Source organism: Eubacterium multiforme, assembly GCF_030813415.1.
GTDB classification, from domain to species: domain Bacteria; phylum Bacillota; class Clostridia; order Clostridiales; family Clostridiaceae; genus Clostridium; species Clostridium multiforme.
On record NZ_JAUSUF010000002.1, the window covers coordinates 369,480 to 384,606 of the forward strand.

A 15,127-nucleotide genomic window follows, 5' to 3' on the forward strand; every position below is an offset into this window, starting at 1 on the left:
TTATAATATACCTACCACTAATGAAATCACTATAGGTTTTAATAAATCTAAAGCAATAAATGCAAATATAGGTGATATATCTATAGGAACATTTCCTAAAAGCTTTTCTTGAATCATTCTAAAAGGTTTTAAAATAGGATCTGTAAAACTTGTTATAACTCCCATAATTCCACTATTTCTATCTCTAACAATCCATGAAAGGACACATTCTATAATAATAGCAAGTTCCATAACACGAAAAAGTGAATTGATAAAATTAGCTATCATACCACTCATTTAGCATCCCCCTATTATTTTGACCAGTTAAATAACGCCTTAGAAGTTAACTCACTCTTTAATTCACTAGTTACTTCTACATTTGAAGGTGATAAAAGATATACTCTCTTTTCAACTTCTTGAATGTCACCATGTAATGCATAACATGATCCACCAATAAAATCTAATAATCTTTGAGCTGTTCTTATATCAAGGTTAGTTGTATTTACAACAACAATTCTTCTATTTCTAACTGCATCACATATTTCCATTGCTTCTTCATAAGCTGCTGGTTTTGTTATTAATACCTTAGCTGAAGCTGAAGTATGGATATTTACAACTTTATTTGATCTCTTTCCTGAAATAACTGGTTCTATATTTTCATCTATAGCCATATTTCCTTCTGTTGATTCTTCAAATTCATCTTCAAATTCTTCATCTTCAAATTCATCATCGTAATCTCCAAAACCTAAGATATTTTTCATTTTTGCTAACATATTCGCCATTTTTTTATCCTCCTAAATATTATAATTTCTTTCTCCAAATATTCCAGTTCCTATTCGAACCATATTTGATCCTTCTTCTATGGCAATTTTATAATCATGAGTCATTCCCATAGATAGTATTTTTATATTTATATTTTTAAATTTTCTTTTTTGTAACTCTGAAAAAATCTTATGAGTTTCTTTAAAGTAAGACCTATTACTTTCTTCATCTCCCTTAGGTATAATAACCATTATTCCACTTACCTTTACATGATTACATTCCTCTACTTTTTGAATTAAGTCTTCTAAATCTTCTAGTAAAACTCCACTTTTACTTTCTTCTCTTCCTATATTTATTTGAATTAAAGTATTCGCTATAAGATTTTCTTTTCCATAAAGCTCTTCTATTTTCTCTAAAAGCTTTATACTTGAAAGAGAATGAATTAAATGAACTTTACCAACTATATATTTTACTTTATTAGTCTGCAATTTGCCTATAAGATGCCATTTTACATCTTTATGAAAAATCTCTTCCTTTCGCATAAGTTCTTGAACCTTATTTTCTGCAAAATCTCTTATACCCGTTTCGTAAGCCTCTTCCATCTCTTCTATACTTCGAGTTTTAGATACAGCTAGAAGTTTAACATTACTTGGTATACTCTTTTCTATATTTTCTATATTTTCCCTTATACTCAAATAAAAGACCTCCTTAAAAAAGAGCTTTCACTCTTACATATTATTATTCTTCATTTGTTTTCAATTTCCTCTAAAATTTTTATTATTTTTTTATTATTTTTCTATATATTCCTTCATATATTCAGTAGAACCTAATTTAGGTGCCGCTGGCATTACTATATTATCTTTTTTTTCTATTTGCACTGATAATTGCCTAACCATTAATTCTCTAATATGACTTCCATCTTCTAATAAAGCTGTCTTTAAAACGTCAGGATCTCCAATTGCATAAATATAAAAAGGTGCATATTCTGTTGAATCATCTTCAAAACCTAAAAATGCCCAATTACATATTACCCCAGTGCTTGGAATTACTCTATGGTTATTAATACTTATTGCCTCTGCACCAGCTTTTCTTAAATCATTTAAAACAAGTGCCATATCATTATCATGGAAAATCTTTGACTTAGCTTCAAATTCAGTATCTTTACTTGTATTTATATTTCCATCATTTATTTTTAATAGTACACCAGGTCCTCTTACTGCCCTAAGACCTGTAATCATTCCATAATCTTTTAATTGACTCTTCATGCTGTCTAATACATTATCTTGTTTTTTATCATCATATTTATATTGATTTATCGTCCCTTGCATCTCGCCATTTCTCTTTTTTAAGTTTGAAATTTCTTTATATAAATCACTTTTTTCATTTATAGCATCTTTATAATCTTTAGCACTAAGCTGAATTGAACTTCCTATTATTCCATTAAAATTCATATTAAAGGCTATTAATAATCCAACTATAATTGATGCAAAAAAAACCATTAACCCACCATTAGACTTTTTCATATCATTACCTCTTACTTAGCGCGATTTAATTTTTTCTAAAATAAGTCTTCTTATAATTGCAAAGTTATTAAATATTCTTCCACCAAATACTATTACTGCTGCAATATAAATTGGTATACCTAATTTATCTCCAAGATAAGCAAGGCCTGCTGCAAGTAATGCATTCCCAAAAAATCCCGAAATAAATATATCTGGTTGAAAGTTTTTTGATAAGTTTGCTCTAATTGCACCAAAAACTGAATCCAAACAAGCAAGTATAGCTACAGACATATAGGGAGATAATTTATCTGGTATATTGACGTCAAATACAAAGCCAAATATTATTCCTATTAATAATCCTATAAAAGGTACCATTACTTTTCCTCCTTCTTCTCAATTGGTTTTAAATAGTCACTCTTAATTGTTTGAGTTGTTTTCTTTATAACCACACTGTCACTTTGTTCAACCTCACAATTATAATTTTGAAGTGCTCCAAAATCTAGTGACCCTGGGAAGTTTAATCCTACATTTAATCTTGCTTTATCTCCAATTGCCTTTATTGTTATTGGTTCTTTTGGACTAACTTTTCCAGCTGACCCTATCCATATATAGTTACCAGAATTTTTTATTCCAGTTTGAGGAGTTATTCTATACCCATTTACTGAAATAGCCTCAGCTTTTGCATACCAAAGTAAATTTATTATGTGTATTAACTCTTCATCGTTTAAACTTCTTCCTGCATCATCAGTATTTGAACTAAATATTGAGGTTTTAGGAGTTATTTTAATAATTACTCCAGGCCCTTTTACATCAACTAACCCTAAATGCATTCTTGCAGAATCCAATTGATTTTTTATTTCCTTACCAACATTACCTTCTTTTGAGGCAGATTCTTCTAACTTTTTAAGTTCTTCACTTAAAGAGTTGTTTTTATTTTGAAGTTCTTCCTTTTCTTTTTTTAGACTATCTATTTCTGCAATTATGTCATTTTTATTATAATTCTCTATTTTACTTTCATTATTTTTGCTCAAAACTTTAAATTGATATACTAAGAGAAATCCTAGCAAAGCACATACAATTGCAATTGAAATCTGTGAAGTAGATTTCTTCATTTTTATATAACCTCCCTACTTTTTTTCATTAATTACTGGTGTGCCATCAAAACTTAAATCTATATATCCATTTTTCAAATTAAGTTTTTTATCTTCTAATATACTTAAAGCTGTTCTCATTTTTTTTACTAAATTTTCTCCATTACCAACTTTAACTTCAACATCCTTAAAATAAATTTTTATTTTATTTATGTTAGCTACATTTACCATTGTTATTTTGTTATCTGTTTTGTTAGCTTTTTTTATTTCATAAAGGTTAACAAGAAAATCTTCTAATCTTTTATCGCCTTTAGTATTTACATACGCCTCACCTAATTTATTATTAGTACCATTAAGTCCAGTAATTTGAATTAGATCTTCAGTTTTAAGTTTATTAACTTTTTCTAATAAAACTAAATCAGAACTAATAATATCATAATTATCACCGATTTTAACATAATAACCTACATTTTTTTCTGTAACATTTACTTCTAATGTTGATGGTAATTTTCTTTTAATAGTACTCTTATCAACATAAGGATCTGATTTAAGAAGCTTTTCAACTTCACTACTCTTTACAAAAAATATATTCTGTTCCTTAATTTGCTTAACTTTTTCATTAATTATATCTTTTGTAATTAAATCTCCTCCTGTAACATTTACTTTTTTAATTAAAAATACATTAGACTTAGTTACAAAAAGCCCTCCTGCTATTATAACTAAAATCATTATAAATACAATTCTTTTTATCATTCTTTTTCTTCTTGCTTTTTTTATGTATCTATTTTCATTTGATCCCATATGTGAAAAAACCCATCCTCTTGCTATATTTTATTTATATACATTAATATAATACCACTGTTAAAATTATTTTTCATTAAAAAATTCTTAACAAGGAATTAATTATTGTTTATATAAAAAAACTTAGCAGAATAATCTCTACTAAGTTTTTAAACTACTTCTTTTCTATTTTTTCTTTACCACTTATTTGTCTTGAGATATTAATTAATATTCCCATAGCTATCATATTAATAACTAATGAAGTACCACCATAACTTATAAATGGAAGTGGAACTCCAGTAACTGGCATTGATCCTGTTACAACAGCTATGTTTATTATTGATTGAACTGCTATAACTGATGTTATTCCAATAGCCAAAAGACTTCCATAAGTATCCTTTGCTCTCATTGCAACTCTTATTCCTCTCCAAACAAAAATTACAAATAGAGAAACTATTATTAAACATCCAATAAGTCCAAGTTCTTCTCCAATAATTGAAAATATAAAATCATTGTGAGGTTCTGGCATATAAAGCATTTTTTGTCTTGATTGCCCAAGTCCAAGACCTGTTATACCACCAGCTCCTAGAGCATAGAAAGATTGGATTAATTGATATCCATTTTTTGCAGGATCTTTCCATGGATCTATAAAGTTAAGCATTCTTGCTCTTCTATAGTCTTCTCCTAAAGCAAAAACTAATGCTGCTGAAACTAATGTTGGTGCTACAAGTCCAAACATGTGCTTATTTCTTGCTCCTGCTGAAAAAACCATTACGAAAGTTACTATCATTATTACAGATGCTATACTTAAATTCTTTTCTGCTAAAACTAAAGCAGCAAAAACTCCTGCAACAAAAAAGCAAGGAATAACTCCTGTTTTTAACTTTTTAATTCCATCACCTTTTTTTTCTAAAAACATTGCTAAATAAAGCACAACAACATACTTTGCAAGCTCTGAAGGTTGAAATGAAAATGGACCAAGTTGAATCCATCTTTGAGCTCCATTTACCCCCTCAAAAGCGAAAACTGCAAGTAATAAAGGTATTGTTACTATTAAAGCTAAAAATGTATATCTTTTTAATTTATGATAATCAAGAGACATCATAAACATCATTGCAGCTATACCTAAAACACTCCATATTACCTGTCTTTTTAAATAATGCATACTATCATTATAATGAAACATAGCATAATATGAACTTGCTGAATATACCATTACAACACCTATGGCAAGAAGTAATATTATAGTACAAAATATACCATAATCAATTTCTCCCATTCTCTTTCCTTTTGGTTTTCTCTTTTTCATACAAAATTCCTCCACTATATATTGCTAAAGTGAAATGCCTCCTATAATACAAAGAATAACAGTAATAATTGAAAAAATTGCAACAATTTTTCTTTCTGACCATCCTAATTGTTCAAAATGATGGTGAACTGGTGCCATTTTAAATACTCTTTTTCCTGTTGTTTTAAAAGACACTACTTGTATTATTACTGATAATGTTTCAAAAACATAAATTCCTCCAACAATTACAATAACTACTGGATTTTTTATCATTAGAGCAATACTAGCTAGTGCTCCACCTAAAGCTAATGAACCAGTATCTCCCATAAATATTTTTGCAGGATAAGCATTATATCTTAAGAATCCTAAAAGCGCTCCAATTAATGCTACTGAAAATATTGATACTTCATAACTTCCATCCTTATAAGAAACTATACTAAAAAATATAAGAACTATTATTGTTACTGTTGTTGCAAGTCCATCTAATCCATCTGTAAGATTTACAGCATTTGTTGTTGCTGCATAATAAATTATTACAAAAGGAATATAGAAAATTCCTAAATTTATGTTATATCCTAAGAATGGTACCATTATTTCAGATCCTAAAACATTGTAACTATAGTAAGCCATTGCTACTGAAAATAAAAGTAATAATAACATTTTTTGCCATGCTCTTAATCCTAAATTATTTTTATGTATGATCTTAAGCATATCATCTAAAAATCCTATAAAACCAAAAGCTATCATTGAATATAAAATTACCATTCCTTTGCTAGATACATTGTATCTCATTACAACCATTGTAATAGTAACTGCTATTATAAATATAATTCCTCCCATTGTTGGAGTTCCAGCTTTTTTAAAATGACTCTTTGGTCCCTCTTCTCTTATGTTTTGCCCAAATTTAAATTTGTGTAACATAGGTATAAATATCGGTCCTAATATTATTGATATAATAAAACCTAATCCTAACGCTAAAAGCGTCATTGGATTTATAAAACTACTAAAAAAATCCCCCATCTGTACCATCAAAGATTTAACTCTTTGATAGTTCACCTCCTTCGTTATTGTTTAATATTTTTTAATGTCTCGACTATTTCTTCGAATTTTTCTCCTCTTGATGCTTTTACTAATATAACATCGAAAGGTTTAATGATTGAATTTAAGTCGTTTATTAGGTTCACCTTTGTATTATATAATTTTATTTCTTCTTTTTCAAAGCCTTCTTTAAATTCTTCTTTAAACTCACCACAAGTAATAAGCATATCTATTTTATCCTTTGCATACTCTCCAACTTCTCTATGACATCTTGAAGCTTCCTCTCCAAGTTCTCTCATAGTTCCAAGTATAGCAATCTTTCTTCCACTTCTACTATTTAAAACATCAAGGGCTGCTTTCATAGAATCTGGACTTGCATTGTAGCAATCATTTATTATTTCAATTTTATCCCCTTCAATAAATTCTAATCTCATTGAAGTTGCTTCTATATTTTTAAGTCCTTCTAAAATTTCATCTACTGTAAGACCAAGTTTAAAGGCTGCCCCTATTCCTAATAAAGCATTTAAAACATTGTGCGCTCCAACCATAGGAAGTGTTATTCTGTGCTTTTCTCCTTTATAATTAAAATCAAAGGAAGTTGTATCCTTAGTTAACTCAATATTACTTCCATAATAATCATAGCTTTCATTATAACCAATTTTTATTATTTCATACTCTTTATTACTAATTTTTTGAAGCATATCATCTTCAGCATTTATTATAAGGGTGCTATCTTTAGTAAAGAAATCTGTTATCTCCATTTTAGCTTTTAAAATATTTTCTCTTGTTTTTAAATTTTCTATATGAGAAACACCAATATTTGTAATCATTGCAATATCTGGCTTTGCACAACTTGCAAGATTATGAATTTCATTAAAGTTACTCATTCCCATTTCAAGGACAGCAACATCTATTGAACTATCTAATTTTAAAACCATTAAAGGAAGTCCTATTTCATTATTAAAATTACCTTTTGTTTTAAAAACTTTATACTTTCCACTTAAAAATGCACTAACTAAATCCTTAGTTGATGTCTTTCCAGTTGATCCAGTTATTCCAACAACCTTAATCCCTAACTTTTCTCTATATCCTTTAGCTATATCTAATAGAGCTTTTTTACCATCTTTTACTTTAATAACTACTCCATTTATATCCTCTTTATCAAAAAGAATTTCATCTACTATTGCAATTGATGCTCCTTTATTAAAGGCTTCTTTTATATATTTATTACCATTAAAGTTTTCTCCCTTTAATGCTAAAAATACATTTCCATTATTTATATTTCTAGTATCTGTTGATAACTCATTAAATGTTTTATTTTCATTATCTACTACTATTTCTCCACCTGAATATTCAAGTAACTCTTTAAATGTTAATTCCATAAATTACACCTCTAGTTCTTTTTTAAAATTTCATCTATAACTTCTCTTTCATCAAAATGAATTTTTCCTGTATTTAATATTTGATATGTTTCGTGACCCTTTCCAGCTATAACTATTACATCTCCATCTTTTGCAATTTCCATAGCCTTTTTTATTCCATCTTGTCTATTTACAATCTTTATATAATTATCTTTATCTATACCTTCTAACACATCATTTATTATACTTTCTGCATCTTCGCTTCTTGGATTATCGGATGTTATTATTGCTATATCAGAAAGTTCTGTACCTATTTTACCCATTTGTGGTCTTTTAACTTTATCTCTATCTCCTCCGCAACCAAAGACAGATATTAATCTTCCTTTAGTAAATTCTCTTGCTGTTTTTAATATATTTTCTAATCCATCTGGAGTATGAGCATAATCAATTATTATTTCATATGGAAGATTATATTTTTTTGAAACTCTTTCACATCTACCTGGAACAATAACATCTTTTAAACCAAGTTTTATATTTTCTAAATTTATTCCAAGGTTATAACATCCTCCAATTGCACCTAATGCATTATATACATTATATTCTCCTGGAATTCCTAAAATTATTTTTTCAGTTTTTCCATCTATTGAAAGATCAAATATTATATCCATACTTTCTAAAATTTCATTTTTTGCCATTATATCTGCTGAATTTTTAATACTATATGTTATAAAATTATTTATCTTTTCTTTTCTTAAATCCTCTGTTATTCTAACTCCATAATTATCATCTATATTTATTATACTAACTTCACTTCTTTGGAATAATTTATATTTTGCTTTATAATAATTTTCAAATGTTTTATGAAAATCTAAATGATCCCTTGTTAAGTTAGTAAATATACCTACCTTAAAATTAACTCCATAAACTCTATCTAATTCTAATGAATGGGAAGAAACTTCCATAACACAATATTTAACTCCCTCATCAACCATTCTTTTAAATAATTCTTGTAATTCTAATGATTCTGGAGTTGTTCTTTCTGTATCTATCTTTTTGTTTCCTATGTAATTGGCAATAGTACCTATTAAACCAACCTTTTCTCCTGACTTTTCTAATATATCCTTTATCATAAAAGCTGTAGTTGTTTTTCCATTTGTTCCTGTTATACCTATAATATTAAGTTTTTCACTTGGATTATCATAATATTTTGCTCCAATATTAGCTAATGCCTTCCTTGTATCTTTAAACTTTATTACTGTTACATCCTTATTAACAAGAACATCGTCTTCACATATTATAACTTTTGCACCTTTTTCTATTGCACTATTAATAAACTTATGTCCATCACTTGCAAATCCTTTAATGCAAACAAAAATATCTCCTTCCTTTACCTTTCTGCTATCATAGTTAATATTTTCAATTTCAACATCACAATTTCCTTTAATTATTTCATAATTAAGTCCATCTAATAGATTAGATAATTTCATTTAACCATCTCCTTTAAAATAATATGCTATTTATCTATCTATAATTACCTTTAATGTATAAAATAGCATGTAAGGTTTTCCTCCCTACATGCTATAACAATCAAGAATTTAATCTTTATAATCTGAGTTCAAAGTTAACTTAACATTAGTTCCCTTGTTAATTAATTCTCCACTTGGTACGCTTTGGTTGGTTACTTTACCTTCACCTTCGAATTTTACATATAATCCAAGACCAATTAAAAGTTTATTTGCTGCCTCTTTAGAATATCCTCTAACATCTGGCATTACAATAGCTTCTTTATTGTTACTATTTCCTTCTGTATATAGTGTTATCTTAGTTCCTTCTTTAACTGAATATCCTGGATATGGTTTAATATTTGTTATAGTTTTGCCACTACCTTCTACATTATAATCTAAATTTGATTCTTTTAAAATCTTTTTAGCTTCTTCAATATTTTTTCCTCTTATTTCAGGAATTATTGCATCTCTAATTATTGCTTCTTTATTTTCTTTAGAGAAGTCTCCTTCTAAATAATTAAATATATCAGTAAATAATGTTTTAGCAACTGGTCCAGTTACAACTCCTGCATAATAATTTCCATTACTTGGTTCATCAATTGTAATCATAACTGTTATTTTAGGATCACTAACTGGTGCCATTCCAACAAAGGATGAAATATATTTTCCTGCCTCATAGGTACCATTTTCAGAATTTACCTTCTGAGCAGTTCCAGTTTTACCACCAATATGATATCCCTTTATAAATGTTCCCTTTGCTGAACCTGCTGTAACAACTCTTTCCAAATATGTTCTAAGTTGTGCTGTTGTCTCTTTATCTGCAACTTTCTTTTTTGTTGGTTCAAACTTACTGTCTGTTACATTTACTCCACTATCATCTTTATGGGTAACTTCTTTCATAACATGAGGTTCTATAAGTTCTCCTCCATTTGCAATTGCATTAAAAGCAGACATATATTGAACAGAATTTACTGTATTTGTCTGTCCAAAAGAAATTGTTGCAAGGTCAGTTGCAGAAACATTATTAATGTTTTTAACAATTCCTGGTGCCTCTCCAGGTAAATCTATTCCACTCTTTTTACCAAAGCCAAATTTATTTATATATTCATATAATTTTTCTTTACCAAGTTTTTTACCAAGTTCCATAAAACCAACATTACAAGAATTTTGTATTATTTCTGGGAATGTTAATGTTCCATGTCCACCTGTTTTCCAACATTTTATCTTTCTATTTCCAAATGTTAAATACCCATTACAAACAAATGTATCAGTAGGTTTAACAACCTTTTCTTCCATACCTGCAATAGCTGTAATTACCTTAAATATTGATCCTGGTTCAAAAGTATCATTTACAAGTCTATTTCTCCACATCTTTTGAACTTTATCATATTCTGTCTTTCCTTTAAATGCATCTGCTCCCTTAAAAGGTTCATTAGGATTAAAGTCTGGTTTATTTACCATTGCTAAAATCTCTCCACTTTTAGGATCCATTACAAGAACTGATGCAGCCTTTGCCTTATTATCTTTTAAGGCTTTTTCTGCTGCTTTTTCTGCAAAGAATTGAATATTTTCATCAATTGTAAGGGTTACATCCTTTCCTTCTACTGGAGGAACAAATTTTGAAACAGTATATGGAAGATCATTGCTTTTACTATCAAGTTCAGCTATTCTCATTCCTGGAATACCTGATAAATCTTTATTATATTGAAGCTCTACCCCTGTTAATCCTTGTCCATCAATATTTGTACTTCCTAAAAGGTGAGCTGCAAAATTATTATTAGGATAATATCTCTTTGTATCAGGTGAAACTATTATCCCACGTATTTTTAAAGCTTTAACCTTATCAGCCTGTTCTTTTTCTATTCTTCTAATTAGTGTAGCAGATCCTGCCTGTGCTCCACTTGGTAATTTAGTTTCAAGCTTTTTAAGCACATCCTCATCTTTCATCCCAACAGCCTTTGCAATTTCAGGGGCTATTTGTGCATTAGTTTTCTTTGAATCTTTAAGATACGCTCTTATAGAATTTAAATCAAAATCTATTCTATAAACATTTGCTGACACTGCAAGTTCAGCACCATTTCTATCTAAAATTCTTCCTCTTCTTGCATCTATTTTTACTTCGCTTGTCCATTGTTCTTCTGCTTTAGCTGCATATTCTTGTCTTTTAACAATCATTATATAAGATAACCTAAGAGCTAAAATTGCAAAAACAACTGTTAATATACCTACAATTAATCTCATTCTCTTTCTTGATAAAGCTCTATCAATAAAGTTTCTTTTTTTCACACTAACTCCTCCGTAAACATTGCTTAAAAACATTTAGGATGCACTTATGCAATAAAGTGCATCCATTTAAAAAAATAAGTCCTATATAATTATTTTTTATTTGAATTTTCTAATCCAGCTAGATAATCTTTTGATAAATCTACATTTACCTTTTGGGCATCTACTGGTGCAATCATTCCTAGTTTCTTTTGAGCACTAGATTCAATATTTTTTAATGATGAGTTCTTTAATAAATCAACTTTTAAAGCTTCATTTTCTGAGTTTACCACTTTTATTTCATTATTTAAAGTTCCAATTTGTGTTTGTAAATTGTATACTTTAGTATCTCTCCATATTGTTAAAACTCCTAAAACAAAAATAACTAAAGCTATTTGTAAAGCTCCATTTCTAGTTTTCTTTTTCTTTTCTTTAAGTAATTTATTTTTTCTTTTCTTAGCATCTTCAATACTTTTATCTTTTTTTATATCATCATATTTTCTTTGTGGTGCATTTGCCGTATTTCCTCTTATATAATCGACTTCCTTCACTATCACTTTATTCACATCCTCTTGAAATTATAACATAATAATTTTTATATTTTCTCTATAACTCTAAGCTTTGCACTTCTACTTCTAGGGTTTTCCATTACCTCTTCCTCTGTTGGTTCTATAGCCTTCCTTTTAATTAGCTTAACTATTGGCTTTTTACCACAAACACATATTGGAAATTCCTTAGGACAAGTACAAGGGTCAGCTAACTCTCTAAATTTCAATTTAACTATTCTGTCTTCTAAAGAATGGAAAGTTATTATTGCCATTCTTCCACCTTTATTTAATTTGCTAACTCCATCTTCAATTGCTTTATTTAATATTCTAAGTTCTCCATTAACTTCAATTCTTATAGCTTGAAATGTTCTCTTAGCTGGATGAGGTCCTTCTCTTCTAGCCTTAGCTGGTATTGCACTCTTTATTATATCAACAAGCTCAAGAGTTGTTTCTATTGGCTTTTCAGCTCTTCTATTAACTATAAATGATGCTATTCTTTTTGCAAATTTTTCTTCGCCATAATTTTTTATAACTTTATATAATTCCTCTTCACTATAATCATTTATAACTTGGTAAGCTGAAAATTCATTATCTCTATTCATTCTCATATCTAAAGGTGCATCCTGCATATAACTAAATCCTCTTTCACCTTCATCTAACTGATAAGATGAAACTCCAAGGTCCATTAATATACCATCTACATTTCCTATTTCTAAGCTATCAATAATATCGCCTATATTATAAAAATTATTATGAACTAATATTTTATTATCATAATCTTTTAATCTTTCTCCAGCTGCTTTTAATGCATCTTTATCCTGATCTATTCCTATTAATAGACCATCTTTTGATAATCTTTTTATTATTTCTGATGAATGTCCTGCTCCACCTAATGTACAATCTACGTATTTTCCATTTTCCTTTATATTTAATCCTTCTAAAGATTCATTTAAAAGTACTGAAACGTGTTTAAATTCCATATTATTTTCTCCTTATTAGATTCCTAAGTCACTCATTTTTTCTGCAATAGATTCAAAGTCAACATTAGAATCATTATATTCTTTCCATTTTTCCTTGCTCCAAATTTCTACTCTGCTTAATACTCCTATACTTACTATTTCCTTATCTATTCCAGCATATTCTTTTAAATTTTGTGGAATTAAACCTCTTCCTTGTTTATCTAATTCTATCTCACAAGCACCTGCAAAGAAAAACCTTACAAAGGCTCTTGCATCTTTATTAGTAAGTGGTAGTGTTTTCATTTTTTCCTCTAATATTTTCCATTCTTCCATAGGGTATGCATATAAACAACCATCAAGTCCCTTTGTTATCATGAACTTACCATTAAATCCCTCTCTCAACTTTGAGGGAACAATCATTCTATTTTTGCTATCAATTCCATGATGGTATTCACCTATAAACATAATTTTTCTCCCTATTATACTTTACAGTTATTTTACTCTACTTTCAACCACTATTCACCACTTTTAACCACTTATTTTATATATTCTATAATCATTAATATTTTCCTTCTTTAATTTCATTATTTTTTTATATTTATTGTAACTTTTATTTGAATTTTTATTTAAATTTAATTACTTGTAAAATAAAAGGAAAAAGGACTACTTTTTAAAGTAATCCTAATTAATATTTTCACATCTTTTAATCCATAAAAGTTCGTACTCCTTTGGAGTTATTATTCTATTTTTTAAATCTTTAATAGATTTTATATTTTCTAGACTGCACCACTTAACACAAGTTCTATATAAATTCCAATCTAATTCATCTTCATCAAAATAAACTTTTATAGTTTTTACTCCTTTTAAGTAAGCTGCATATGCTCTTGTATGTCCATCAGTAAATATTAATTCACCATCTAATTCTTTAATTGGAATAGGCTCATAACTATTATAATCTTTCGGATTAAACCATTTTAAAACCTTACTTAACTTTTCAGAATTTATATATAGTTGACTTGGCTTAATATCCTTTAACTCCACAAAAATGTATTTTTCCGTGTTAAAATAATTATATTTATTTACCTTTGAAACTTTTTCTTTTACTTTATTCATATAATTAATCACCTTATTTTTTATAAAATAATTTTTTCTATACTTATTACATTGCCTTTATCAAAAGTAAAGCAAACAATAAATGGCATAATATCTTTTATTTTTTCATACCTCGAATTAACACCTTAGTATCCTTATCTACACGAAGAGATTCTGTTATTTTTTGCAATGCTTTATTGTATGTAAATTTATCTAATGTATTATTCTTTAAATATTCCATAGTTTCTTTTGGAAACTTTATATAACAAATTGATATATTCCAAGCAATTGCCATTTTTACATAGTATTCTTCATTCTTTATTTTATCTAAAGCTTCTAACACTTCATTAATATGTTCTTCATCTATATAAAAATCTAAAAGCATAACTATAGCAAATCTAAGATAAAATTCTTTATCTGATTTTAAATATGGTTTTATAAATTCTAATACCTCTTCTTTACTCTTTTTTGTAAATTTAAGTCCTGCACAAAAAACATCGCAAATTGCCCAATTATTTATTTTAGGCACAAAGATTTTTACATACTTTAATCTTTCTTTTAAATCCATTTTTGCACAGCCAATTATCATTCCCTTTAGCATAATTTCTTCATAATAATCTTCTCTTCCAAAGTTAAGATACTCTCTAAAATTTCCCTTTGAAATTTCCTTTGCTAACTTTCTTAACTTTGGAACTCTAACCCCAATTACATTAAATTCACCATTAGGTAATAAATTTGTATGAAATCTTTTATAATCTTCATCTGCTAATTCTAAAATTTGCCTTCTAATTAATTTATCCATTTAAATCCCTCCTTATTTTTATAATTTCTTTAGTATTAATTACCATTATATATTAAAATATTAATTTAATAAAAATATTAATATGAATTCATTTATTTTACATTTTTTCTTTATCTTTCATATATATTTTTATTATGTTAAAATAATCTTATAAAACT

The 15,127-nt window shown here is 27.8% G+C and carries 17 protein-coding genes; all 17 read right to left on the reverse strand.

The features are described 5' to 3' along the window. Positions 1-276: a YggT family protein gene (locus J2S18_RS05990; protein ID WP_307484530.1), complete on the reverse strand. Its 276-nt coding sequence runs from the start codon at positions 274-276 to the stop codon at positions 1-3. Positions 277-290: 14 nt separating this feature from the next. Next, complete coding sequence (locus J2S18_RS05995) at positions 291-761, reverse strand: cell division protein SepF (RefSeq protein ID WP_307484533.1); 471 nt, start codon at positions 759-761, stop codon at positions 291-293. Between the two features lie 12 nt (positions 762-773). Then, a complete protein-coding gene (locus J2S18_RS06000; protein ID WP_307484535.1) occupies positions 774-1,436 on the reverse strand; it encodes a YggS family pyridoxal phosphate-dependent enzyme in 663 nt (220 codons plus the stop codon). A gap of 93 nt (positions 1,437-1,529) precedes the next feature. Continuing rightward, positions 1,530-2,264: a DUF881 domain-containing protein gene (locus J2S18_RS06005; RefSeq protein ID WP_307484537.1), complete on the reverse strand. Its 735-nt coding sequence runs from the start codon at positions 2,262-2,264 to the stop codon at positions 1,530-1,532. Between the two features lie 15 nt (positions 2,265-2,279). Next, the gene (locus tag J2S18_RS06010; protein ID WP_307484539.1) at positions 2,280-2,618 is read right to left on the reverse strand and encodes a small basic family protein; all 339 of its coding nucleotides are present in this window, start codon (positions 2,616-2,618) and stop codon (positions 2,280-2,282) included. Next, on the reverse strand, positions 2,618-3,355 hold the full coding sequence (locus tag J2S18_RS06015) for a DUF881 domain-containing protein (RefSeq protein WP_307484541.1): 738 nt from the start codon (positions 3,353-3,355) through the stop codon (positions 2,618-2,620). The genes J2S18_RS06010 and J2S18_RS06015 overlap by 1 nt, the downstream gene beginning before the upstream one ends. 15 nt (positions 3,356-3,370) lie before the next feature. Beyond that, positions 3,371-4,135 (reverse strand): cell division protein FtsQ/DivIB, encoded by a 765-nt coding sequence (locus J2S18_RS06020; protein WP_307484543.1) that lies wholly within the window; start codon positions 4,133-4,135, stop codon positions 3,371-3,373. 154 nt (positions 4,136-4,289) lie between these two features. Next, entirely contained in the window at positions 4,290-5,423 is a 1,134-nt protein-coding gene (gene spoVE, locus J2S18_RS06025; RefSeq protein ID WP_307484544.1) for a stage V sporulation protein E, read from the reverse strand. Positions 5,424-5,447: 24 nt separating this feature from the next. Then, positions 5,448-6,422, reverse strand: a complete 975-nt coding sequence (mraY, locus tag J2S18_RS06030) for a phospho-N-acetylmuramoyl-pentapeptide-transferase (RefSeq protein ID WP_307484651.1) — start codon at positions 6,420-6,422, stop codon at positions 5,448-5,450. A gap of 44 nt (positions 6,423-6,466) precedes the next feature. Further along, on the reverse strand, positions 6,467-7,822 hold the full coding sequence (locus J2S18_RS06035) for a UDP-N-acetylmuramoyl-tripeptide--D-alanyl-D-alanine ligase (RefSeq protein ID WP_307484547.1): 1,356 nt from the start codon (positions 7,820-7,822) through the stop codon (positions 6,467-6,469). A gap of 11 nt (positions 7,823-7,833) precedes the next feature. Further along, a complete protein-coding gene (locus J2S18_RS06040) occupies positions 7,834-9,288 on the reverse strand; it encodes a UDP-N-acetylmuramoyl-L-alanyl-D-glutamate--2,6-diaminopimelate ligase (protein WP_307484549.1) in 1,455 nt (484 codons plus the stop codon). 108 nt (positions 9,289-9,396) lie between these two features. Continuing rightward, the gene (locus J2S18_RS06045) at positions 9,397-11,592 is read right to left on the reverse strand and encodes a stage V sporulation protein D (protein ID WP_307484552.1); all 2,196 of its coding nucleotides are present in this window, start codon (positions 11,590-11,592) and stop codon (positions 9,397-9,399) included. An 89-nt stretch (positions 11,593-11,681) separates the two neighbouring features. Continuing rightward, a complete protein-coding gene (gene ftsL / locus J2S18_RS06050) occupies positions 11,682-12,125 on the reverse strand; it encodes a cell division protein FtsL (protein WP_307484554.1) in 444 nt (147 codons plus the stop codon). Positions 12,126-12,163: 38 nt separating this feature from the next. After that, on the reverse strand, positions 12,164-13,096 hold the full coding sequence (gene rsmH / locus J2S18_RS06055) for a 16S rRNA (cytosine(1402)-N(4))-methyltransferase RsmH (RefSeq protein ID WP_307484556.1): 933 nt from the start codon (positions 13,094-13,096) through the stop codon (positions 12,164-12,166). A 15-nt stretch (positions 13,097-13,111) separates the two neighbouring features. Next, positions 13,112-13,540 (reverse strand): division/cell wall cluster transcriptional repressor MraZ, encoded by a 429-nt coding sequence (gene mraZ / locus J2S18_RS06060; protein WP_307484559.1) that lies wholly within the window; start codon positions 13,538-13,540, stop codon positions 13,112-13,114. Positions 13,541-13,756: 216 nt separating this feature from the next. Beyond that, positions 13,757-14,188 (reverse strand): hypothetical protein, encoded by a 432-nt coding sequence (locus J2S18_RS06065; RefSeq protein ID WP_307484562.1) that lies wholly within the window; start codon positions 14,186-14,188, stop codon positions 13,757-13,759. 97 nt (positions 14,189-14,285) lie between these two features. Further along, on the reverse strand, positions 14,286-14,969 hold the full coding sequence (locus tag J2S18_RS06070) for a DNA alkylation repair protein (RefSeq protein ID WP_307484564.1): 684 nt from the start codon (positions 14,967-14,969) through the stop codon (positions 14,286-14,288). Positions 14,970-15,127: the final 158 nt, after the last annotated feature.

Coding starts and splice junctions, on each gene's coding strand:
- J2S18_RS05990 (WP_307484530.1), bottom strand. CDS start 276: ATGAGTGGTATGATAGCTAATTTTATCAATTCACTTTTTCGTGTTATG.
- J2S18_RS05995 (WP_307484533.1), bottom strand. CDS start 761: ATGGCGAATATGTTAGCAAAAATGAAAAATATCTTAGGTTTTGGAGAT.
- J2S18_RS06005 (WP_307484537.1), bottom strand. CDS start 2,264: ATGAAAAAGTCTAATGGTGGGTTAATGGTTTTTTTTGCATCAATTATA.
- J2S18_RS06010 (WP_307484539.1), bottom strand. CDS start 2,618: ATGGTACCTTTTATAGGATTATTAATAGGAATAATATTTGGCTTTGTA.
- J2S18_RS06015 (WP_307484541.1), bottom strand. CDS start 3,355: ATGAAGAAATCTACTTCACAGATTTCAATTGCAATTGTATGTGCTTTG.
- J2S18_RS06020 (WP_307484543.1), bottom strand. CDS start 4,135: ATGGGATCAAATGAAAATAGATACATAAAAAAAGCAAGAAGAAAAAGA.
- spoVE (WP_307484544.1), bottom strand. CDS start 5,423: ATGAAAAAGAGAAAACCAAAAGGAAAGAGAATGGGAGAAATTGATTAT.
- mraY (WP_307484651.1), bottom strand. CDS start 6,422: ATGGGGGATTTTTTTAGTAGTTTTATAAATCCAATGACGCTTTTAGCG.
- J2S18_RS06035 (WP_307484547.1), bottom strand. CDS start 7,822: ATGGAATTAACATTTAAAGAGTTACTTGAATATTCAGGTGGAGAAATA.
- J2S18_RS06040 (WP_307484549.1), bottom strand. CDS start 9,288: ATGAAATTATCTAATCTATTAGATGGACTTAATTATGAAATAATTAAA.
- rsmH (WP_307484556.1), bottom strand. CDS start 13,096: ATGGAATTTAAACACGTTTCAGTACTTTTAAATGAATCTTTAGAAGGA.
- mraZ (WP_307484559.1), bottom strand. CDS start 13,540: ATGTTTATAGGTGAATACCATCATGGAATTGATAGCAAAAATAGAATG.
- J2S18_RS06065 (WP_307484562.1), bottom strand. CDS start 14,188: ATGAATAAAGTAAAAGAAAAAGTTTCAAAGGTAAATAAATATAATTAT.
- J2S18_RS06070 (WP_307484564.1), bottom strand. CDS start 14,969: ATGGATAAATTAATTAGAAGGCAAATTTTAGAATTAGCAGATGAAGAT.